Annotated in this window: 18 protein-coding genes and 1 other RNA gene; 7 read left to right on the plus strand and 12 right to left on the minus strand. The window is 30.9% G+C overall.

All coding sequences use genetic code 4. The features are described from left to right. Window positions 1-7 precede the first annotated feature (7 nt). From NXS15_RS00620 to NXS15_RS00635, 4 genes are read left to right on the plus strand one after another with little or no spacing between them, the layout of a single operon-like run. Entirely contained in the window at window positions 8-1,630 is a 1,623-nt protein-coding gene (locus NXS15_RS00620) for a hypothetical protein (protein ID WP_259289943.1), read from the plus strand. After that, window positions 1,618-1,908, plus strand: coding sequence for a YlxR family protein (locus tag NXS15_RS00625; protein ID WP_259289944.1), 291 nt, complete (start codon window positions 1,618-1,620; stop codon window positions 1,906-1,908). The genes NXS15_RS00620 and NXS15_RS00625 overlap by 13 nt, the downstream gene beginning before the upstream one ends. Then, window positions 1,887-3,692 carry a translation initiation factor IF-2 gene (gene infB / locus NXS15_RS00630; protein WP_259289945.1) on the plus strand — a complete coding sequence of 602 codons (1,806 nt, stop codon included), beginning with the start codon at window positions 1,887-1,889 and terminating at the stop codon, window positions 3,690-3,692. The genes NXS15_RS00625 and infB overlap by 22 nt, the downstream gene beginning before the upstream one ends. A gap of 29 nt (window positions 3,693-3,721) precedes the next feature. Then, window positions 3,722-4,237 (plus strand): adenine phosphoribosyltransferase, encoded by a 516-nt coding sequence (locus NXS15_RS00635; RefSeq protein ID WP_259289946.1) that lies wholly within the window; start codon window positions 3,722-3,724, stop codon window positions 4,235-4,237. Window positions 4,238-4,274: 37 nt separating this feature from the next. On the opposite strand, the gene NXS15_RS00640 is transcribed toward NXS15_RS00635, so the two are convergent. The 8 genes from NXS15_RS00640 to def form a co-directional block, all read right to left on the minus strand. Next, window positions 4,275-5,849, minus strand: coding sequence for an MnuA family membrane nuclease (locus NXS15_RS00640; RefSeq protein WP_259289947.1), 1,575 nt, complete (start codon window positions 5,847-5,849; stop codon window positions 4,275-4,277). 84 nt (window positions 5,850-5,933) lie between these two features. Then, the gene (locus NXS15_RS00645) at window positions 5,934-6,977 is read right to left on the minus strand and encodes an LLM class flavin-dependent oxidoreductase (protein WP_259289948.1); all 1,044 of its coding nucleotides are present in this window, start codon (window positions 6,975-6,977) and stop codon (window positions 5,934-5,936) included. A gap of 254 nt (window positions 6,978-7,231) precedes the next feature. Then, window positions 7,232-9,478, minus strand: a complete 2,247-nt coding sequence (locus NXS15_RS00650) for a lipoprotein 17-related variable surface protein (protein ID WP_259289949.1) — start codon at window positions 9,476-9,478, stop codon at window positions 7,232-7,234. Between the two features lie 139 nt (window positions 9,479-9,617). Continuing rightward, on the minus strand, window positions 9,618-10,496 hold the full coding sequence (locus tag NXS15_RS00655) for a 5'-3' exonuclease (RefSeq protein WP_259289950.1): 879 nt from the start codon (window positions 10,494-10,496) through the stop codon (window positions 9,618-9,620). Between the two features lies 1 nt (window position 10,497). Next, the gene (dnaE, locus tag NXS15_RS00660) at window positions 10,498-13,407 is read right to left on the minus strand and encodes a DNA polymerase III subunit alpha (RefSeq protein ID WP_259289951.1); all 2,910 of its coding nucleotides are present in this window, start codon (window positions 13,405-13,407) and stop codon (window positions 10,498-10,500) included. A gap of 180 nt (window positions 13,408-13,587) precedes the next feature. Next, window positions 13,588-15,741, minus strand: coding sequence for a helix-hairpin-helix domain-containing protein (locus NXS15_RS00665; protein ID WP_259289952.1), 2,154 nt, complete (start codon window positions 15,739-15,741; stop codon window positions 13,588-13,590). 8 nt (window positions 15,742-15,749) lie between these two features. Further along, window positions 15,750-16,904, minus strand: a complete 1,155-nt coding sequence (locus NXS15_RS00670) for a hypothetical protein (RefSeq protein WP_259289953.1) — start codon at window positions 16,902-16,904, stop codon at window positions 15,750-15,752. Window positions 16,905-16,968: 64 nt separating this feature from the next. Beyond that, complete coding sequence (def, locus tag NXS15_RS00675) at window positions 16,969-17,541, minus strand: peptide deformylase (RefSeq protein WP_259289954.1); 573 nt, start codon at window positions 17,539-17,541, stop codon at window positions 16,969-16,971. A 45-nt stretch (window positions 17,542-17,586) separates the two neighbouring features. Between def and rsmD the strand changes: the two genes are divergently transcribed. After that, window positions 17,587-18,129 carry a 16S rRNA (guanine(966)-N(2))-methyltransferase RsmD gene (gene rsmD, locus NXS15_RS00680; protein ID WP_259289955.1) on the plus strand — a complete coding sequence of 181 codons (543 nt, stop codon included), beginning with the start codon at window positions 17,587-17,589 and terminating at the stop codon, window positions 18,127-18,129. A gap of 8 nt (window positions 18,130-18,137) precedes the next feature. Here the strand turns inward: rsmD and ffs are convergent. Next, window positions 18,138-18,234, minus strand: an RNA gene (ffs, locus tag NXS15_RS00685) — signal recognition particle sRNA small type. Between the two features lie 47 nt (window positions 18,235-18,281). On the opposite strand from ffs, the gene NXS15_RS00690 reads away from it, so the two are divergent. Then, entirely contained in the window at window positions 18,282-19,262 is a 981-nt protein-coding gene (locus NXS15_RS00690) for a LacI family DNA-binding transcriptional regulator (protein ID WP_259289956.1), read from the plus strand. 18 nt (window positions 19,263-19,280) lie between these two features. On the opposite strand, the gene smpB is transcribed toward NXS15_RS00690, so the two are convergent. From smpB to gyrB, 3 genes are all read right to left on the minus strand, one after another. Further along, complete coding sequence (smpB, locus tag NXS15_RS00695) at window positions 19,281-19,724, minus strand: SsrA-binding protein (protein ID WP_259289957.1); 444 nt, start codon at window positions 19,722-19,724, stop codon at window positions 19,281-19,283. Between the two features lie 58 nt (window positions 19,725-19,782). Then, window positions 19,783-20,115, minus strand: coding sequence for a thioredoxin family protein (locus tag NXS15_RS00700; protein ID WP_310592991.1), 333 nt, complete (start codon window positions 20,113-20,115; stop codon window positions 19,783-19,785). 94 nt (window positions 20,116-20,209) lie between these two features. Continuing rightward, the gene (gene gyrB / locus NXS15_RS00705) at window positions 20,210-22,138 is read right to left on the minus strand and encodes a DNA topoisomerase (ATP-hydrolyzing) subunit B (RefSeq protein ID WP_259289958.1); all 1,929 of its coding nucleotides are present in this window, start codon (window positions 22,136-22,138) and stop codon (window positions 20,210-20,212) included. A gap of 136 nt (window positions 22,139-22,274) precedes the next feature. Here gyrB and NXS15_RS00710 point away from each other — a divergent pair, with 136 nt between their 5' ends. Beyond that, window positions 22,275-23,714: a DUF2179 domain-containing protein gene (locus NXS15_RS00710; protein ID WP_259289959.1), complete on the plus strand. Its 1,440-nt coding sequence runs from the start codon at window positions 22,275-22,277 to the stop codon at window positions 23,712-23,714. Window positions 23,715-23,720: the final 6 nt, after the last annotated feature.

Genomic DNA, 23,720 nt, shown 5'->3' on the forward strand with positions numbered 1-23,720 from the left:
GAATATAATGACAAAAGCAATTAAAGTTTCAAATATTGCTAGAGATTTTTACGAAATCGTTAAATCATTTGAAGAAAAACAAAGACTAAATTTAAGTGATATTATCAATGTTTTTAGCACCGAAACCACAAAAATACTTTCAAAAATTGATGAAGATATTGAGGTTGAGTATGTATTAAATGAAGAAGACAAAACATTGACACCATTGGTAAAAACTTTAACAGTAATTTCTGACGAAGAAGCGCAAGAATTTACCAACAATAATGACCACGACACACGTTTATTGATGTTTACCACATATATCTCATTATCAGATGCAAAATTAATTAATGAAAACAGTGAAGTTGATGATACAGTGGCCAAAGAATTAGATTTAGAATCTCTATCAAAAGTATTGAAAAATACTAAATTCCCAAACCTATTAAGAACAATTCACTCATCAATTCAACAAGGTATGTCAATTTTAAGAAAACAACGTGTTTACGAGATTTTTAAAAACAGAATTGGCGAAAGAGTAAGAATTCAATACAATGCGAAAAATTCTGATGGATCATGAAATGTTCAAATTACTGAAGAAGACACAATGTCAACACCTGCCTATTTACCTTCTAATCTAATTAGTTCAAAAGCTAACATCAAAGTTGGACAATACGGACACGCAACAATTATCAATGTTGAAGAAGAGGCAAGACTTAGTCAAGTACAAGTTTCAGTCGATTCAAAAGAAAATGTAGAGCAAGCACTGAAAGTAAGTATTCCTGAATTAAATGAAGACTTAATCGAAATTGTTGATTCAGTAAGACAACCAGGCGAAAGAACAAAAGTTGCATTTAAACCTGGAATAAATGCTAATAGTGATTTTGATGTTTTTGGTGCAATAATTGGTCCAAATGGTCAAAGAATTACTGGCGTAAACGAAGTTATTGGCGAAAAAATTGATGTTATTTTATATGATGAAGATCCTAAAAAATTCATCATCAATGCTATGTCGCCAGCAAGAGTTATTGATGTAGTTGAAAAATCAAATAATAACGAAAATGCAATGAGAAATTCATATTGAGTTATTGTATCAAAAGATGCTTTAACACCAGCAATAGGTCGTAGAGGTGTGAATGTATCTCTAGCGTCAAGCTTAACAAATTGTAATTTAGATATTATTAGCGATGTAGATGCTAAAGCTCAAGGTATTGTGTTTAATAACTCAAAAGCGTTTGAAGTTAAAACCTCAACCACAACTCGCAAAAATACAAGACCAGCAAGACGAGCAAACGCTTTTGATGTTTCTAAAATTAACATTTCAGCTGATTCGTTTGACGATGATGTTATGAGCTTTACTGAACAAGAATTCAAAGACATTGATACATCAGACTTTGGCTTAGAATTTGAAGAATTATTCAAACAACATCAACAAAATACTGAAAAAACTGTTGAAGAATCATTCACATTAGATGATGCAGTTAATAGTTTTGTTGCTGAAAATGATAAGGCAACTCAAATTAAAGACGACTTTGAGGATTACAGAAGAGTTAAAGAAGTTATGGAAAACTTCAAAACAGACGATGATTTATCTAAATACGGTCTTGATGATTTTGATTTAAGTGAATTTGATGATGAAGATTGGGACGAATAGTCTTGGTTAAACGTAAGTGTATTATTACTAATCAGATTTTAGAAGTTGCTAATTTGATAAGATTTGATTATGACAAAAAAAACAATCAAATTAGTCTCGATTTAGATAAAAATATGAAAGGTCGTGGTGCTTATCTTTTATTGAACGAACAAACTTGACAACAAGTTTTAAAAACAAAAGCACTTAATCGTACTTTTAGGACAAATGTTAGTCGTGAAACGTATATAAAAATACAACATCAATTAGAGGAGGCAAAATGTCTAAGAAAAACAGAATAACAAACCAACAAGATGTTCAATCGCAATTAAACAACATTAAAACCGAGGTAAAAGACGGAGTGTTTATTTTTACAAGCACAATGCCATTGGGAGAATTTGCGAATAAAGTCGGTGTAAACCCTAATGATTTAATCAAAAAGTTTATGATGAAAGGTAAAATGTACCAAATCAATCATATTTTGGAAGAAGAAGAAATTGCCGAATTATGTTTGGAATTAAACCTTGACTTTAAAAAAGAACAAAGTGTTGATGCATCAAATTTTTTAAACACAGTTGAATTTATTGATGATGAAAAATCTTTAACAAAACGTCCACCAGTAATTACCATCATGGGACACGTTGATCATGGTAAAACTTCTTTATTGGACTATATTCGTAAGTCTAAAGTTGTCGAAACTGAATCAAGTGGAATTACACAACATGTTGGTGCTTATCAAGTAATCAATGATAAAGGCACAATTACATTTATTGATACTCCTGGACATGAAGTATTTACTGAAATGCGTTCAAGAGGAGCACAAGTAACTGACATTGTTATTTTGGTGGTTGCTGCCGATGATGGAGTTATGCCACAAACCAAAGAGGCGATCCAACACACCAGAGCGGCTAATGCTCCTATGATAGTGTTTGTTAATAAAATGGACAAACAAACTAAAGATATAGAAAAAGTTAAACGTGAATTAGCTGAAAATGACGTAATTGTTGAAGAATACGGCGGCGATGTTCCTATTGTTTATGGTTCAGCCAAAACGGGTGAAGGTGTTGACGAATTATTAGACAACATTATTACTTTTTCTGATTTAATGGACTTAAAAGCAAACAAAAATAGATATCCATCAGGATTTGTACTAGAATCGAGAGCCGATAAAGGTGTCGGTGTTGTTGCTACGTTAATCATTGACAATGGTACTCTATACAAGGGCGACTATATGGTAGCTGGTTCAACATATGGGCGTATTAAGTCACTGAAAAATACCAACGGTAAATTAATTGAATTTGCTACACCAGGAATGCCAGTTGTTGTGTCTGGATTAAATACATCACCACAAGCTGGAGAAAGATTCATTTCATTCGAAGATGAAAAATTTGCTAAAAAAATTGCTATCGAAAAACAACAAATGGACAAGAGAACTGACTTATTCAATCGTGCTCAAGCAGCATCTGATGAAGATGGCAAAAAAATCTTAAACATTATAATTCGTTCTGATGTTCAAGGAACATCAGAAGCCCTAAAATCAAAATTAGACGGCATGAGCAATGATGAGGCAATAATTAGAGTTATCGGTGCTCAAACAGGTGAGGTTTCTAACTCAGACTTATTATTAGCTCAAACATCAGATGCACTAATTATTACATTCAGAATAAAAGCAAGTTCAAATATTAAACAAAGTGCTAAACAAGCAGGTGTAAAAATTGCTTACTATGATGTTGTATTCAAAGTTATCGAAGACATGCAAACTTGACTTGATGGCGAAAAAGCAGTAGTTTATGAAGAGAAAAAAATTGGTTCAGGCCATGTTATTAAAACATTTTTCTACTCAAAAGTTGGAACTATTGCGGGTACTATGCTTGATGAAGGTGTTGTAAAAGCAAACTCTAAAGTTAAAGTCTTTAGAGGCAAAAAACTAATCCACGAAGGTGTTATTGAAACACTTCGTAGAGACATAAACGATGTAAAAGAAGTCGAAAAAGGAAAAGACTTCGGTATGAAAATTCGTAAATTTAATGACATTAAAGAAGACGATGTGGTTGAATTTTTCGAAGATGTTGCAGTAACAATTTAATTGATTTAAAAAAATAAATTGGAGATTTAATGAAATTAGATAAATATATTAGAGATATCCCAAATTTCCCAAAACAAGGAATTTTGTTTAAAGATATTAGTCCTTTATTAGGCGATGGTGAAGCATTGCACTATACGATAACACAGATGGCTGAACTTGCAAAAGATTGTGATATTATTGTTGGTCCCGACGCCAGAGGATTTTTGTTCGGTACACCAACAGCAGCTATATTGAAAAAACCATTCGTAATGGTTAGAAAACCAGGAAAATTGCCTGGTGAAGTTATCAGTAAGAATTATGATTTGGAATACGGAAATAATGTATTACAAATACAAAAAGGCTTTATCAAACCGGGTCAAACAGTAGCTATTATTGATGATGTTTTAGCGACTGGTGGCACCACTAAAGCAATTGTTACTTTACTTGAGGAACAAGGAGCAATAGTCAAAAGAATTATTCTTTTATTAGAACTTGAATCGCTAAAAGGTAGAGAAAAATTTGCTAATAAAAACATTGAAGTTTCATCTTTAATTAAAGTTAAATAAAAATATAAAAATCGGCTGTGACCGATTTTTTGTTTAATTAATGTTGATCATTAACGTCCAAAACTAAATCATAGCTAATTGGCGAATGATCTGAAACACCAGAATAAATATAACCTATTTCACTCTGGTATTTTTTTCCTGAAATTTGTGAACAATATTCAATTCATTCTTCTAACGAGCTGATTTTAGAAAATTGAAAAATTGAAGGATCATTTACAAAATCATACAAGTGATAAATTTTTGGATTAGTATATTTTAGGTTAGAACTATGAATAATTTTGTCGTATGGTTGACTATATTTACCATATGATCTTTTAAGCGAGGTTGCATTGCTTTCATCATCATCAAAGACAATTTGAGCATTATAATCATTTACTCAACCAAAAGCCTGACTTTGATTTTTCAATTCAATATTAGTATCACCTTGAAAAATTAAATCATCATCACCATTATTTATTGTTTTTGCTCATTCAAATGCATTTTTTATGTTTCATGCTTCATTAAATTCGCCAGATCCATTACCACCGCTAACACTAATTTCTCCTTCATTAACTCCTGGTCCGTCAAAGTGCGAAACTAGGTAAGTGAAATTATTATTTTTATATTTCAATAAATTTACATTGAATTTAACTGTAAAAGGCGGTCTTGAATAACCATTTAATGAGCCGCCGAATTTATTTTCAAAATTTGAATTATTATAGAGTGCTTTATACTGATTATTTTGCAATAAAGCAGGCGAAACTACTGTATTTTTATAGATAAATCCAGCATGTTTATCTGCTTGATTTTTGTGACCTTCGGCTATTGGGTATTCATCAGAAATAATGTATTTTCAATCATTATTGACTGAATGTTTTGTATCTATTTCATTTAAAAGATTGACCACTTGTTTAATAGCCTCTTCACTGTCTAATTCAGTCACACCAACAACATCATAATCTTGTGTATAAATAATTGAAGCTATTGCTTGACCTTTTGGTTCATACTTTACCGATCTTGATCCGAAATTTAAAACATTTCAAGAAGCTATTCTTATAAAGTTTTTTGAATCGCCGTTATTTATATTATCGTTATCGTTTGTATCGGGCTGTTCATGTTTTTCTTCTTTATTGTCAGTAACATTACTTTCGGTAGCAGTGGTTTCTTCAGATGCGTTTGCGTCTGATTTATCAGTGTCATGCACTTCAGTGCTGTTGGTTTCGGTATTTTCGCTTGGGTTTGATTGTTGATTGTTATCATCTTTGTTTTGATCGTTATCACTTACAACACTATCTTTTGGTTGGTCTTCGTTGATTTTAATAATTTTATCAGCAGGAATAACCAATTCCTTGATATTTGAAACATTTTGGTGATCCTTTAGTTGATATAGAACACGAATGTCGCCGTTACTTAATGTTTCTTTATCCATCAACATTATTTCAATGTTTTTGTTGTTGTTAAGTAGTTCAAAACTATTTGATTTGATTTCGTTGAAGTGAATTTTATCAATATTTGTCTTTAATTTTATTGATAAATTATTTATATCCTGATTATTTTTGCATGAAATAACAATTAAGGGTGTTGTTGTGATACTTAAAGATGAGAAAACAAACTTTAATTTATTTTTAGTCATAATTTTATTATACCTTTTTTTCGGGCATTTTCACGAATAGCCTTATAAATAAGCAATAAAAAATACAGCGTGAGCTGTATTATATTATTTGTTTTTGAAGTATTCTCTAACGATTGGTGCAACTTTTTCACCAAAAAGTTTGATTGAATTTAAAACATCTTCATGTGGCAATGAACCAACTGGTAGGTGAATTAAGAATCTTGTTAATCCTAATCCCTCTACTAATTTAATAATTTTTTTAGCAACTAATTCTGGTGAACCGACCATCATTGCCCCTTCCTCAGAAACCATGTGTTCGTATGCTTCTTTAGATAATTCTCTTCATGAAGATCTATCTTTTGCGATTCTATCTACAAAAATTTTGGTAGGGTAGTAGTATTTTTTAACAGCTTCTTCAGTTGTATTATCAATGTAACCTCATGAGTGAGCTCCGACTTGCATATTTTCTAAATTATCACCGTGGACACTTTTGAAAGTTTCCTTATATGCGTCTACTAAATATTTAAATGCGAATGGATTTCCACCAATAATTGCATAAATAATTGGTAGACCTCTATAAGCTGTTTGTAGTGTTGATTGACCATTACCACCGGTTGCTACTCAAATAGGTAAGTTAATGTGACGTGGGTATACACCTCTTCTATCTACACTTTGAGTTAGTTTTCCTTTTCAATCAAGTATTTCGTTAGCTTTGATTTCTTCAAGCATGTCTAATTTTTCGGTGAATAATTCATCATAGTTATCTAATGTGTAACCAAATAGTGGGAATGATTCAGTAAATGATCCTCTACCAACCATTATTTCTGCTCTACCATTTGATAAAGCGTCAACAGTTGAGAAGTTTTGATAAACTCTAACTGGGTCATTTGATGACAATACTGTAACAGCACTTGATAATTTAATGTTCTTTGTGTTAACTGCACCGGCAGCCATCACAATTTCAGGCGCTGACACTGCGAAATCATCTCTATGGTGTTCGCCAATTGCATAAACATCAAGACCAACTTTATCAGCTAGTTCAATTTCAGCAACCATTTGTCTAATTCTTTCATCGTGTGGAATAGTTTTTCCTGTTTTTTCTAATGGTGTTGTTTCACCAAAAGTAGAAATTCCTAATTCAATTTTCATTTTAGCCTCTTTTCTTGAATTTAATTTTATTATTAATCTAATATTATTATTTATATGTCTTAATTATACAAAAAACGCAAAATCGGTCAAAATTTTATTTATTATACGCGTTTTTCGTTTTTTTAGCAGATAATGCATTATTTTGCTAATTTTTTAGCCAAAATCAGCATTTTCGTTTTTTTGCAAAAATATTTGAAAAAAATTTTTATATAAAAAAATAGAAAAAACTTATAAGTTTGATCTATTTTTGATAATTAGTTATCTGCGTTTGTTGTTGCTGTATCGAATAATTCAAGTTTAAATACTTCGGTATCATCTTCACCGTTCGCTAAAACTAAAACGTACTCAATGTAGTATTTGGTTCCATCGTTAACAATTGCAATACCTTTGTTTGATCCTTTTTTATGTGGTCAGGAAACGTTATTATTCCCTCCGTGTGTAAGCACCTCAACGCTTTCGTCATAAGATAAGGCAGATGTAAAGGCTGGATCTTTTTTGTTTAAAGTAACAGCGTTATTTTTGATGGTGATAAATGCAACTTTTCTACCATTTTCGTCTTTTTTCTTGCTTTTTTCGTAATGATTAATTATTCTATTGTTGTTTTCTTCGTTTGCAACATATTTAAATAATTTGTTGTTTCATGCTAATGCATATAGTTCAGGAGTACGATATTCTTTGCTTTCAACTGCTTTAAATCCATCAAATTCATAGGTTTTTAATACAGGATCTGAATTTTCAACAAGGATATTTGTTCAATTTACACTAACAACAGCCACGGTGTTGTTATCTCCTTTGACACTAACACCGACTATTTCTGCGCTAACTGCTTGCGCATCATATTCAGGAAGTGTAAAGTTTGAAGGTAGCAGAGTGGCTGCATTAGTTTCTGCTTTATTTGCTTCGATTTCTGGGTTTAGAACTGGACGATGCGATTCATCATTAATATAATTTTGGAAATTAAATTCTTTATGTTTGAATCCTGTAAAACTATAATCGTTGGTAAATGTGCTATCGTCTTTAGAAACATTTAATGTTATTGTTAAAAGTCCTTTATAGTCATTTACAGAATTTTCTTTTATAGTTACAGTTTTTGTAACTCCTTCAGGGAAATTGAAATCTTGATCCCCGTTTTTAAATGTAAATGAATTTGCAACCGCTTGTGAAGCAAGAGTTTCACCCATATTTGGATATTCTGCGGTTAGATTAGCAAATTGTGCGTCAAAATCGTCGATTTTAAAGCCGGTCAATTCTTGGTTTTTAATTTCTGTTTCAAGAACTTCATCACCAACTTGTGTAGTAACTGTAAAAGTTACAGCAACTTTACCTTGTCCGTTTAGTGGGTTAAATTCTTTGATTGAAATTTTTAGATTTTCATCATCTAAATTGTTCGTTATGTTTTCAGCAACAGCATTCACTTCTTTAACATCTGCGGCATTAGGATAACTTAAAGTAACACCACTAGATTTTTCATTAAGTTGGTCCAAGGTTAAAAATGTGAATTCTTGATTTTGCGATGTAACTACATCATCATAAAATACACTCGGTGTTTTATTGTTTTTGTATTGCGATAGTCTAAATTTCAATGAGTAACCAGCATCATTTTTTACTAAAACAGCACTGTTATTTAATTCGCTATCTTCTTTTCCTTCTTCTCTAGGAGATACTGTGTTAACTCCGAAACCTAATCTGAAGTCTTGATTAACCTCAAACAGTTTTACTCTTGTATTGTTTTCGTCACTACCATTCACGAATGGTTTGTCATAAAATGCAGCTTGTTTATAATCTCAATAAACTTTTGCCCCATCTTGGGCAGTGGCAAAATATTTTGAACTAGCAATATTTTTAACAATGTTAATATTGTTTGGAAGTTCAGCATAAGCGCTTTGAATTTGCTCTGGGTATTCTTCTTTAAATCCTTCAATTTGTTTAACAATTCTCAAGGTGTTACCGTTTGATTCGGTTATTGTAATAGTAACATCCAAAATTGATTTATTAGCTTTATTTGTGGCTAATGTAGCAACGGCAGCATTTGCGTTTTGACTGTTTAGTGTAACGCTTACTTCTGGAATTGTTACATCTTTAGGGAATTTAGATTTAATTTCATCCGGTACGGAAACAGTGATTAATTCTGCATAGTTTACAGATTGGGCACTGTCTGTGTTTTCGTTTTGAGTTTGTGGGAATCCGGTAATAGATTTAATAACTTCAGAAATTTTTCCTGTTTTATTGTCTTTAACTTCTAATGTAACTAATAAAGTAGTATTAGATTCGCTCGAGACTTTAACGCTTTTTACGCTTACTGTAATTTTATCACCAGCAGTTGTGGTTGCGTTTATGTCACCCGCAGTCACTGCTGAAGCAGGTTTAGTTAGTCCTCCCCTAACTTCTACACTGATTTCCTTTGAATAATCAGTATTTTTGGTACATGAAGCAGCAATAACTGGGAAAGCTGTCAATGTTGTTGCGGCAATTGTTAAAAAGCCAATTTTTTTCTTATTCATTTCACTCCTAATGTATTTTTTACATTTTTATTTTATATTAAAACCTCATATTTCGCCACTATATGTGGTTATAGGAGGGCTATTTGTGAAAAAAATATGAAAATATATAACAAAAAAACAGCGTCAAAATAATACGCTGTTACATAAATTCTTTTCATTTTGTGATTACATAATTCAAATCAAACGATTCTAAAACATTGATTCCTTCATCAACATTTATGGTTGTTACTGAGTAAAAAGGCAAATCGGTATTCATTTCAACATTTTTGTTTAATATTGTCAATGATTTTGCAAATTTTGCATCATTAACACCTAGTTCAAGTTTTGATTTTGTTGCCCCTTTAATTTCGTGAATATTTTGATAAATATTTTCGATTGAACCATATTTATTAATTAGTTTAATAGCACCAATTTTTCCTATTCCCGCAACACCTTTGATATTATCTGAACTATCTCCTGCTAGTCCTTTTAAATCTGGAATCTGGTAAGGTTTAATTTTGTGTATTTGTTCGAAATTTGATGTTGTGTATAAATCAAATTCATTATCGCTACTTTTGTATATAACACTTGTGGATTCGTTGACTAATTGTAATAAGTCTTGATCTTTGGAAAAAATATATTTTTCCACATTTTCAATTTGGCTTAATGTTGCAATTAAATCATCCGCTTCATCGCCAACTTGTTCAAATCATTTAATGTTAAAACCAGTTAAAATTTGTTTTACATAATCAAATTGCTCATGAATGCTTTCGGGTGCTTTTGAACGACCTGCTTTGTAATCTTCGTATAGAAGATGTCTTTTTGTTTTACCATGTGCATCAAAAGCGATAAACAGGTATTGTGGTTGAATGTAATTTAAAATTTTGTGTAAAGTCATAAAAAAGACGTGGACACCATTTGTGCTACGTCCTTGCGAGTCTTGCATAGACGAACCGTATCTTGAATAAGACGCATAAAATGATTGAAAGAGCAAAAAGTTGCCGTCAATAAGTAAAAATTTATCTTTTTTGTTATTCATATTAAATTCCTTTAAATGTTAGTAGTTTTAGTTTTGAATTATTGTTTGTTATTTTTGCTCTTATTAGATCATTTTTTTTGACATTAGACCATTCGTCTCATTTTGAGTTGTTCAAGAAGAAAACTTGTTTAGTTGTGCTATCGCTTAATTCAATAATAAAATAAGGTTTAGCGTTTAATTTTTTAATTTGTTCAACTTTTACAACAACTCATTCTGAATAATTCATTGGAATAGAGTTCAATTTAACATCACCCTCTTTTTCAAAACGCGAGGTGTCAAAAGCATTATAAGACATCCCTAATAATTCTTCTTCATTTTTGATTTCAAAAGCAATATCACGTTCGACATCATCAACTGAGTAATTAAAATTACCCATTTTTTCGAATTTATCTTTTAAAGTAATTCAATCAGTATCTTTAGGTATGCTTCTAAATTCATCTAAAATTGTGCTCAGTTGTTTAAGAATAGAATTCATATTGCCGTATTCTCTAAAAACATTGGCGCGAACTAAAATATCAATTGCATTGTCGGTTAGACCGGCAAGGCGCAATCTCAATATTGTTTCTGTTAAATTATTGCTAAATGGTCCATATTCATCAATGTTTTGAATGATTTTATTGATACTTTCACCCCCAAAACCTTTGATGATATCGAAAGGTAATCAAATTTGACCGTTTTTGATAACAGTATTAGCTGACGAATGCAATATGCTTGGTGAATTGACAATTTTGTTTTGCTTTCTAATTTCTAAAGCATATTGATTAATTTTTGATTGCGAACCTCTTGAATTTGAAATTAATGCTGAATAAAAAATTAATGGATAATATGTTTTATAAAAAGCCATTTTCATTGTTAAAAACGCATAAGAAACTGCGTGTGATTTATTGAATCCGTATTCGGCAAAACGTTCAATATTTGAATAAATTTTATTTACTTGACTCTCGCTTAAACCATTTTTCAAAGCGCCTTCAACAAATTTGTCTTTATATTGTCTTATATTTTGTTCGTCTTTTTTACTGATTGCGCGTCTCAAAAAGTCTGCTTCAACAAAACTCATGTTTGCAACTTTTTGTGCAATTAACATTATTTGTTCTTGATAAACCATTATGCCGCATGTTGAACTTAAAATTTCATCATAAATAGGATGAATTTTTTGTATTAACGAAGGGTTTTGTTTATTGTTGGCATAAGTTGATATATAAGCCATCGGTCCAGGACGGAATAGAGAAATAATGGCGTATAAATCTTCAAACAAGTTTAATTTTACCTTTGAAATTGTTTTTTTCATTCCGGGCGACTCTAATTGGAATAAACCTTCAGTAAATCCATCATTTAAATTTTTAAAAACTTTTTGGTCGTTGATAATTTCTTTGTGTTCTGGTGTTTTTAATAAGTTCTCAAATCAATATTTTTTATCAATCAATTGCTCCATATTTTGGATTTCAGTCAATGTTTTTAAACCTAATAAATCAATTTTCAACAAACCAAAATTTTCAACAAAATCCATTGTTAGTTGAACTTGTTGATAAAGCCCGTCATTGCTTAAACATACAGGAGCATAATTTGAAATATTTTCTTGAGCAATTATTAAACCGGCAGGATGATAACTTTGTTGTCTAGGCAGTCCTTCAATTTTCATTGCGTGTTTAAGTAGCAATGGAAATTCTTCGATTTCTTTTCTAAATGCTGGATTTTTAAGCACTGCATCAGATAATGATTCGCTAGGTGATAAAGTTTTGGAAATAATATTGATTTTGTTTAAAGGTATTTCCAACATTCGCCCCACATCTCTTATAGCCATCTTAGCCCCTAAAGTTTGAAATGTTGAGATAAATGACACTCTATTAAAACCATACTTATTTTTTAAATATTCAAACACTTCCATACGACGATCGTCCTGAATATCAATATCAATATCAGGTCATGAAATTCTTTGAGGATTTAAAAAACGCTCAAATAATAAATCATATTTCAATGGGTTTATTGATGTAATGTTTAAAAGATAAGAAATAAAGGAACCGGCCGCACTACCTCTACCAGGACCGATACTGATACCTTGAGATTTTGCTCAGTTAACTAAATCTTGGATTATTAAAAAATAGTCAACAAAACCTAATGATTTAATTGTTTCAAACTCATATGATAATCTTGGTTTTCATTCATTTATGTCTTTAGGCAATTCATCACGAATTCTATCAATACCCTTATTCAATAACTCAACTAAAAGTGCTTCATTTTGCTTCGCATCATTATTATCGTATTTAGCCAAATGTAATTTTTTTTCCGGCAATACAAAATTGCAATTTTCAATAATTTCGTCAATTCTTTCAATCATTATAGGGTCTAATTCAGGTGTTTCAAAATAGTCTAACATTGTGCTAGAAATTGGGTTATTACCTAATTTTTGCAATAAATTTAATGTATCAATATCATTTTTGTTGAATAACTGATTTTGTTTAATAAAGATAGCATTTTCAATATTAATATCCAATGAATTGACATAATATTTTGCATTTTCAAATTGATACATTTCTCTATTTTTAGTGTAATAACCATCAGTAGGGTGATCTATGATTATTAGATCAGTGTGATCAATATCAGAGAGCAAAATTTGATTGTTTTTTGATTTTTCTAACACAAGCTCATTTAATTTTTGAAAACCAGTGTAATTTTTAGCAAGCAATATAAATCTATACTCGCTAACATCAAGGTCAAGCCCGACGATTGGTTTAATATTATTCAAAGCACATGTGTCAAGAAATAAGCCAAGTCCAAACATATTGTTATGGTCGGTTAAGGCAACAGCTTTTAAACCAGCTGTTTTGCTTTCTTCAACTAATGTTTTGATACGTATTAGTGAATCTAAAAAAGTATATTCAGTTGTGTTATATAAGTTTGTAAATTTATTCATATATTAATAATACTAAAATATTACTTTTTAGATTAAACATGGAAAAAATAATTAAAATTATCTCCCATGTCTGCGTTTATTTCAATAAAAATGCTGAAGATAATTATTAAAAATATCAAAAAAACTCGAACTGAATCATTCGAGTTTAAAATTATTTTTATTGAATAAAAACTACAATGTTTAGTCTTTATAAATTAGGCGTCCGCTGATTCTAGATCTTTCAATATCGTTTTCTAATATTTCAACTTTAATATTTTGCCCAACTTTCAATATTTCACTAGGATGCTTGATTAAATGTTTGTCGTTTTTCTTCATTTTACTGATGTGGATTAATACATTTTGTTTTATACCAATATAGACGAACGCACCAAAATCAGTAATACTTTGAACGCTGCCGTCTAAAACCATACCCTTAACAACATCTTCAACATTTAAAACATCTTTTTTAAGAATATAGCCATCTTTTTCATCTCGAATGTCTTTTGTAGGGTTTTTTAATGAGTCAATAATGAAGCTTACATCATAGACGTTAGAATTTAATTTTTTAGCTAATTCTTCAATATTTTGATTGTTCAATAACTCAATATCAATATCATTCAAATCAATGCCTAATGTGTCAACAAGTTGACTCGCTAATTTGTATGATTCAGGGTGAATTGAGGTTCTATCGAAGAAGTTTTTAGAATTGTGTATTCGTAAAAAGCCGACACTTTGTTCAAAAGCTTTTGGTCCAATACCTTTAACGTTTTTTAGCTCATTTCGATCGTTAAATTTTTCAATTTTCGATCTGTGGTCAATTATATTTTGAGCCATTTTTTCACTTAGACCAGAAATGTATGTAAGTATTGTTTTTGAAGCAGTGTTTAAATCAACTCCAACTTTATTCACAACCTTGTCGATTTTAAATTTTAAGGCTGTTGAAAGATCTTTTTGATTAACATCGTGTTGGTATTGACCAACACCGATTGATTTTGGATCAATCTTAATCAATTCATTTAACGGATCTTGGAATCTACGGCCGATATTGATAGCCGAGCGTTCTTCAACGCTAAAATCAGGAAATTCTTCTTGTGCAATTTTTGAAGCTGAATAAACAGAAGCTCCAACTTCAGAGACAACTGCGTATTGAATATCTTCATCTTTGTCTCTTCGTCTTTGTTTTAGTAAGTTGGCGATAAACTCTTCTGTTTCACGTGAAGCAGTACCATTACCAATAACGATTATGTTTACTTTGCGTCTATCTATAATCGAGTTTACGATTTTAGCTGAACGCTCAATTTCGTTACGTGGTGGGGTTGGAAAAATTAATCATTTTTCTAGAAAATTCCCTTGTGGGTCTAAAACGGCAATTTTACATCCGTGTGCGTAAGCTGGGTCAATTGCCAAAACAGTTTTATTTTTAACTGCTGGTCATAATAGCATGTCCTCTAGACTATTGGCAAATAGTTCAACTGCCTCTTTTTCTGCTCTAGCAAATAAATCGGCTTTAATTTCACGAATTATTGAAGGAATTATCAATCTATCAAGAGAATCTTGAATAGATTCATTGATTAATTTACCTGTTTTTTTGTTTTTGAAATATACGTTGTTTAATTCATATAAAATTTGCTTTTCGTTGTATGAAATATCATATGAGATTATTTTTTTGTTCTCACCACGGGCTATAGCCATTACTCTGTGGTTTGGAATAAATTTAACTCTTTCGCTGTAGTCGTAGTAGTTTTCGAAATTTCTGTTTTCATCTTCAACATTTTTCTTGACTTTAGTTACAATGTTCCCATAATTAAATAACTGTTTTTTGACATATTCACGTGTTGACGTGTCTTGCGAAATAATTTGGCTAATTATGTATTTTGCCTGTTCTAAGGCAAACTCCACGCTTTCAACTTTATCATTTAAGTATTTTTCAGCATCTTTATAAGGGTTATAGTTAGGGTTGGTATTTGTCATTATTTCTTTAGCCAATGGCCCTAAACCTAAAGCTATTGCCTCGGTAGCCTTAGTTTTTTTACCAACCTTGAATGGTTCGTAGATGTTTTCGACTTCTGATTTTGTTTCTGCGGCACGCAATTTATTTTCAATTTCTTTTGTTAAAAGCTCTTTTTCTTTCAAAATTTCAATAATTGCATCTTTTCTCTTATTTAATTCAACATCGTATATGTATAAATCATTGATTTGACGAATAATTTCTTCATCAAGTCCGCCGGTTTGTTGTTGACGATATCTGGCGATAAAAGGTACCGTTGCATTATCAGCAATTAAGTCTAAAACTGTTGTTACTTGTGTTTCAGTAACACCTAGTTTTTTGGCAACATTTTTGATTGAAATGTTCATATTTTCTCCTAGTTGAAATTAAATAAAGATTTTATTAATTTTTTAGCTAAATTTTCTACATTTTTGTCTTGAGAATTAATCATTTTTTTGTAAAAAATATTAACTAATTGTTCTTGATTTTCTTTAGAAATATTGCTTTGTATTGGTTTTATGCGATTTTCGTCAAAATAGTCAATTTTAACTTTAGTCTCATCAGGATTTTCTAATGATAGTTTGATAATATTGTAGATCTGTTTAATGTATGAAGCGTTTCTTTTTTGTGTTTCGGCACCAAAATTCAATTTTGAACTTATCATCTTAGTAAACAGATTTCATGATTCGTTTGTTTGGCTTAAATTATTTAAAACTATTTGGCTAACTTTCGACAAATTGTTTCAGTTTTCGATTTCTTGTGTTGTTGTTAATTGGTTAAATAAAGCAATAGTTAATTTATTTGTAGGCTTATCAAAATGGATACGATCTGGATTAAATCCTCTTTGAATTAATTCTAATGCCTCTTTAGCTTTTGATAAATCAATATTTTTTTCTTTTATTTCAACAATAGTTGTTACAAGCGGAGTGTATCTAGATATTCCTTTAATTTGTCCGCCTGAAAGCGTATAAAGAATTTTGTCATTTCACTCGGCAATTTTGTTTTTATTGCCAAATACCCCAGTAATATTGACAAACCCTATTGAAAGTGGGATTACTGACACAGGAGCAATTAAAGCACCTAAAAGTCTATTTAATTTAACTTTTTTACCACGTTTTTTTAGTTTTTTCGGTGTTAAACGTGATGCACCGACAATGATTGCTGTTATAATCAGCGAAACAATATGGAATAAAGCAACTATTATCAGGAATAGCACACCTAACGCTACGCCATTGACATCATCAGCAAATAATTTTAATGTGTCATCGACTTTGAATATGTCTAATTCCATTAATTTCTTATGAGTAAAACCAGAGACAGACTTAGTTAATATCAATAAGGTTAAAACACCAAAGGCGATTCCCAAAATTGACATAATTAATGAATGTCAAAAACCTCCTCATATTCCTCTTATTACGGCTATAGCCACAATAACAAATATCACAGCCAATGATATTATTGTTGCTACTGAACCGTTGCTTTTTGAGAAAAAAGCAAAAAACTTACTGTTTAAAAATTCGAAATTATTCATAACATTACAATTTTACTAAATAAAAATAATACCTAGCTAATTTTAGGCATTACTATCGTTTTAACTATCCTACAAGATGCGAATTTGCTTCTTTTTTTCAAGGGTTTTTCTTATTGATTCTATCAATGAATAATTTACCACTCAAGTGGTCTAATTCGTGTTGTGCAACAATTGCTAAATAACCTTCTAGGTCCATTTTAACAACTTTTTTCTCGTTATATGAATAAGCCTCAAAAACTATTCTGTTTGCACGATAAACATACCCGTCTTGACCTTTAATATTTGAGCCAACACTTAAACAACCTTCACCATCATTCAATGAAATTTTGTGCTCTGATTTTGCTATTATTTTTGGATTAATAAAAACATCTTTAATTTTTCTGGCACCGTTAGAAATCAATAATGGGTCTATTTCTTCAGTGTTTATATAGAACATATTTTTCAAAATACCATATTGAACAGCGGCAACACCTACTCCAGGCTGAAATTTAGTTCCTTCTTTTTGACTATCATCAATGTGATAAATCATTGTTTCGGCTAAATGAATGTCCTCAGGGGTCAAGGGAATTGGAATATCTTGAGATTTTTCTCTTAAAATTTTATTGGGTAATTTTACTAATTTTACATTGTATTTCATAGTTTAATTATAATACCATAAATTAGATTTTATAAACGAGGTGATATGTTAAGAATAATTTCAGGAAAATTTAGAAGATTACAAATTAAGCAACCTGCTACTGATTTAACTCGTCCTACTAAAGATAGTGTTCGGGAAGCAATTTTTAATTCCATACGCTTTGATATGGAAAATAAAGATGTTTTAGATTTATTTGCTGGTAGTGGTGCTATGGGGTTAGAAGCATTGAGCAACAGTGCAAACAGTGTTGTTTTTATTGACAATAATTTTGTGGCTATAAAAACAATCAATGACAACTTAAAATCATTGAAAATTGAAAATCAACGAGTATTAAACACTGATTCATTGAAATTTTTAGCAAACACAGATTTAGTCTTTGATTTTATATTCATTGATCCACCATATAAAAATTATATGATAGTCAATCAAGCTTTGGAGCTAATCAAAGAGAGTTCTTTGTTGAATAATGAAGGGCAAATTATCATTGAAACTGATAATATTGATAATATCAAAATCCCAACATTATTTAAAAATATCAAAACCAAAAAATATGGTAAAAGTTTTGTCATCTTTCTTAAAAATGATTAATAAAATTGAATAAAAAAAGCGCCCATAGACACAACACGTTTCGATGTGGCTGCTGCGTTCCCGCCCTGACCAAGTTACGATGTTATTGTTCTACAAGCATTTTTATTATAAACTAAAATTAAATATTCTAATAAATTATATATAATTTAATCATGAGAAGTTTTTCATATAAAGATATATCAAAGTTAGCTAAAGTTTCAATTAGTACAGTAAGTAGATACTATAACGGTGGTTATGTAAGTAAAAAAACAAAATCTAAAATAGAAAAGGTAGTCAAAGAACACGGTTATTATCCAAATAATGGTGCAAGACTTATTAAAGGTCGTAGTAGTTCAATATTTATCATTGTTCCCGAATGATACGATAATGCTTACACACACATAATGAACGGTATCGAGCAAGCCGCAAAAGTAAATGGTAAAAAAGTGTTTATTACACATTCATCACCGAACCAACACGAGTACATCGAAACAATTAAGTATTGTTTAGCTTGAAAACCAAGCGCAATTGTTTTCTTTTTACCAAAAATTGAAAACGACCAAATTATCCATTTCTTAAAACATCAACATTTTGATACAACAACTGTGATTTACGGACAACAAGTTGAAGGAATAAATTGAGTTGATATTGATGTAGAAAATGCGTTTTTCTCTGTTACAAAAATATTCGCTGATTACATCGAACCTTCGCAAAAATTAATTTATGCTGATGATGCTAAATTATCAGAGAGACAATGTTACCTACGTTTTTTAGGTTTCAAAAAAGCCTGTGAAAAAATGAATATCCAGTACGAGCGTTATTTAGTAGATAACAAAAAAATTGTCGAAGTACAAAAATTCCAAAAATATTTAATTGACAACAATCATGTTAATGTTGTGTGTTCAACACACGAAACATTCGTAAATCTAGTTTCTTCAAACGATAAACAATTAAGACTAACGGATATTGGTTTTCAATCAATATATGACACACAAAAAAAATATAAAACAAAAATATTTGTTGATTATAGAAAAATTGGTGAGCAAATCGAAAAAATTATTCAGTCAGTTGAAAATGCGAAATTTAATGAAACAAATACTGAACAAAAATCGTTTTCTCACGTGTTTAAACCAGTAATAATTACACAAAAATAAGGCGTCGCCTTATTTTTATTATTTATAATTTTTCAATACTTTTTGTAGATAACGATCGTTATCACGTTTTTTAATAGTTTCACGTTTATCAGCTTTATTCATACCAACAACCAAAGCGATTTCTACTTTAATTCTTGATGCTGAATTGAAGTATATTTTAGTAGGCAAAATGGTTGAAGCCCCTAAGCGATCTTTTTTATTTGCTAACCTAATTATTTCGTTTTTATGCATTAATAATTTACGTTCACGTGTTTCGTCGCCTTTAACAAGCATGAATTGTTTAAATGTTGCATTAGAAAGAAAAATTTCATTATTTCTAAAAAAGCAATATGAGGTTGTTAGTTGAACAGTGCCAGCGCGGGCCGATTTAACTTCTCATCCTTCAAGAACTAACCCCGCCTCATATGTATCAATAATTTTATATCCGTGTAAACCTTTTCGATTATCGCTGATTATTTTCATAGTGAAATTATAGCAAGCAAATATTCAATTAAATAAAAAAAGCGATTGCTCGCTTTAATTATAAGTATTTTGAAAGGTCTTGGAATAAGTCTTCGTAAGGTTTGTAACCTACAACTTTTTCAGCAACTGTACCATCAGGGTTCATAATAAATCAAGTAGGTAGATTTCTTACGCCGTATTCGCTTGGCAAGTCTAGATTTTCATCAACATTCACACGGTAAACATTAACACCATTTTTTTCTGCTAATTCTTCTAAAGAATGTTTGAAATTTCTACATGGTGGACATCATAAAGCGTGAAAAACTAGTAAATATGTTTTTTCTTCTTTGCCGTGGATTTCATTTTTATAAGCAGTTTGATCAACTTCTCTTAACATAATAATTCCTTTCATTTGTTTTATTACGATAATTTTAATATAAAAACACATTTTTTTATTAAAAAAAACACCTTTTTTGCATTTTTTGTTAAAGGTGTTTCATTTTTGATTATAAATCGATATTTTTTACATATTTTGCGTTAGCTTCAATGAATTCACGACGTGGAAATACTTCGTCACCCATTAAGGTTGTAAATGTTCAGTCGGCTTGTGCCGCATCAGAAATTTGAACCTGTAGCATTTTTCTGTTTGCTGGGTCCATTGTTGTATCTCACAATTGTTCAGCGTCCATTTCACCTAACCCTTTATAACGTTGAACGGTGATTTTTTGAGATTGATTCATTTCGGCCATTAATGTTTCTTTTTCAGCATCTGTATAAACGTATTTAATTGTTTTACCTTGTTGTAATCTGTACAAAGGAGGTTGAGCAATGTAAATAAAGCCATATTCAATTAATGGTCTGAAATAACGGTAGAAAAAGGTCAATAATAAGGTTCGAATGTGAGAACCATCGACGTCGGCATCGGTCATGATTACTATTTTGTGATATCTCAACTTATTGATGTTAAAATCTTCACCAACTCCTGTACCTAGAGCAGAAATTAACGATAAAATTTCGGCGTTGCCAAAAACTTTACTTGGTGCATTTTTTTCAACATTAATAACTTTACCACGCAATGGTAGAATTGCCTGTGTTTCACGGTTACGACCGTTTTTGGCTGACCCGCCGGCTGAATTCCCTTCGACAATGTAAAGTTCACTGATTTCAGCATTTTTTGAAGAACAATCAGCTAATTTTCCTGGTAATGACCCAGTATCAAAAACTGTTTTACGACGAGCAGCGTCACGAGCTGCTTGTCCAGCAAGTCTTGATTTTCGAGCATCGATAATTTTTTGAATTAATGTTTTAGCCTCAGCAGGATTTTCGTTTAAGAATCTCTCTAGAGAATCACTAAACACTTTATTTACTGCAATTCGAGCGTCTTTATTTCCTAATTTACTTTTTGTTTGTCCTTCAAAAATAGGATCTGTATGTTTTATTGAAATAATTGCAACTATTCCTTCTTTAACATCATCACGTGTGAACTTATCATCATCATTTTTAACGTATGAATTCAAGGTAGCATAATTATTAATTAGCCGTACAAGAGCATCATAGAAACCGCTTTCGTGTGTTCCACCTTCAACGGTGATAATGTTGTTTGCATAACTAACAACATTACTGGTTATTTTTTCGTTATATTGCACAGCAACTTCAACTGCAACTGATGGTTCATTATTATATGAGTATTCACCTTCAGCATAGATTACGTCTTGGTGAATAAGTTTTTGGCCTTTGTTCAATTCTTTAACATAATCAACAATACCACCCTCAAAATGAAATTCTTTTTCTGTGCCATCTCTTTCGTCAGTAACAGAAATTTTTAAACCTTTGTTTAAGTATGCAATTTGTTTAGCATGGTCAATAATTACATTTTTATCAAAAGGATGATTGTCCATTATTGAAAAGTCAGGTTTAAATTTAATTTTAGTTCCAGTTGTTTCAGAGTCAATATCACCAATTTCTTTTAAGTGCTCAACAATTTCGCCACCATTTGCAAAACGAGCGTAATATTGTTTTGAATTACGATTAACTCACACTTCTAGACTGGTACTCAAAGCATTAACTACTGAAGCTCCAACTCCGTGTAATCCCCCTGAAACCTTATATGTTTCTGAGTCGAATTTACCACCGGCGTGTAAAACAGTTAAAACTGTTTCAACTGTTGAAAGACCTGTTTCGGGGTGAATATCAACAGGTATTCCCCGTCCGTTGTCTTCAATAATTGCACTACCATCTTTAGTAATTGTAATTGAGACTTTATCAGCAAATCCTGCCATTGCTTCATCAACAGAGTTATCGACGATTTCTCAAATTAAGTGGTGTAAACCTCTTGGACCTGTTGAACCAATATACATACCTGGACGTACACGAACAGCTTCTAATCCTTTAAGCACTTTAATGTTCGAAGCACCATATTCTTTTTTATCTGGCAAAGCTACCTCCTCTATTAAATTTAATATTAATATTATAATGTGATTTCGCATTTATTGAAAATAATTTATAATTTGTGAAAAACGCGACTAAATTTTTTTAGTTCTTTTTTTATACAAATACGAGGAAAGGAGAATTATGAATAAAAAAGATAATGGGTTAGAAAGCTTAAGCGCAAACGCTAATCAAGATGATTTTATTGCATCTGAAACTCAATTAGATCCAGCAAGTCTTGATATTTTTACTCAAGAACCTGGACAAGGTGTTAAAAAAACTGTTGCAAGAAAAAATACAAAGTATAAATATACAAAATTATCTAACTTTGTACTGAGATTATCAAGATTTTACGCACCAATGCCAATGTGAAAACTTGCGTTAATCACTTCTGGTCTAGCAGTTTTATTTGGTATTATCAGTGTTTTTCTAGTTAAAAACCCAGGTATTTATAATTTTGGGGCAGCAGCTTTCGGGCAAGCAACTGCCAGAATAACCAATGTGTTATTGAAAAATAATAAAAATATTAGTCCCGCAATTTACAATGTTATTGATCACTCATTGTTCTGAATTCTTTATATTGTTCTTTCGATACCAATATTTATTTTTGGTTGAAAAAAAACAGGAAAGCTATTCACTCTATTGACAATTTTATTTTTAGTTGTCTCAAGTTTAGTTTCATTTGCCGTCGGGCAAATTCCCGGATCGGATAAACTATACTTAATCGGAAACTTTTCACACAACGATATTCCCGTTCAATTAAAAGAACATATTGTTAAATATTATTGAGCTGGTAAAAATCAAATGTGATCACTAATTCCTTTACATTGAAATGATGCAGGGAATGTTATAGCACAAATGATTTTTGGTGTTGTTTATGGTTTCTTATTAGCATTCTTTTTTGCAGTTATTGCAATTATAGGTGGATCGGCAGGTGTTACCGGAATTATCGGCGAATACATGTCAGTAGTTAAACAAAAAAACTTTGGTACCATAAATGGTTACATCAATCTTGGAATATTGGTAGTTGCGGTGGCAATTGGTTCATACTTGCCAGGAAGCTTATTAATCAATTCATTTGCCAAAGAAATAGCTCCAACTAACACAGTTGCTGATTGAGGTTCTTTTGTTCAAAGAATTGAAAATTGAGACAATTTAGGTGCATACCAACAAGGAAGAATTATTTCGACCTTACAATCATTTAAAGAATTGGCTTGATCGCCATCAATGTATCTTTCACCTAACTTTGTTTCAACCCTAATTTCAAACTTTGTTTTTGTCTTTGCTCTAAATAAATTATTCCCTAGATTTAAAATTGTACAATGTAAAGTTTACTCACCACACATGAGTGCTATTAAATCTGCTATTATTGGTGATAAGAAAACAATTAATAGCTTTACAGTCACTGTTGGTGAAGGTGGTTATTCAGGATCTAAAACTAAAGTTCTTTCTTCAATAACTTTATATAAACAAGTTCCTAGATTAATTAAAAAAATAAGAGCTGTTGATAAAAACGCATTGATTACTGTATCGAATGTTTCATCAGTCGATGGTAAACTATATATTCCAGATAGTAAATTCTAATAAAGT

This window comes from Mycoplasma sp. CSL7475-4 (genome assembly GCF_024834065.1).
In the GTDB taxonomy this organism is placed as follows: domain Bacteria; phylum Bacillota_I; class Bacilli_A; order Mycoplasmatales; family Metamycoplasmataceae; genus Mycoplasmopsis.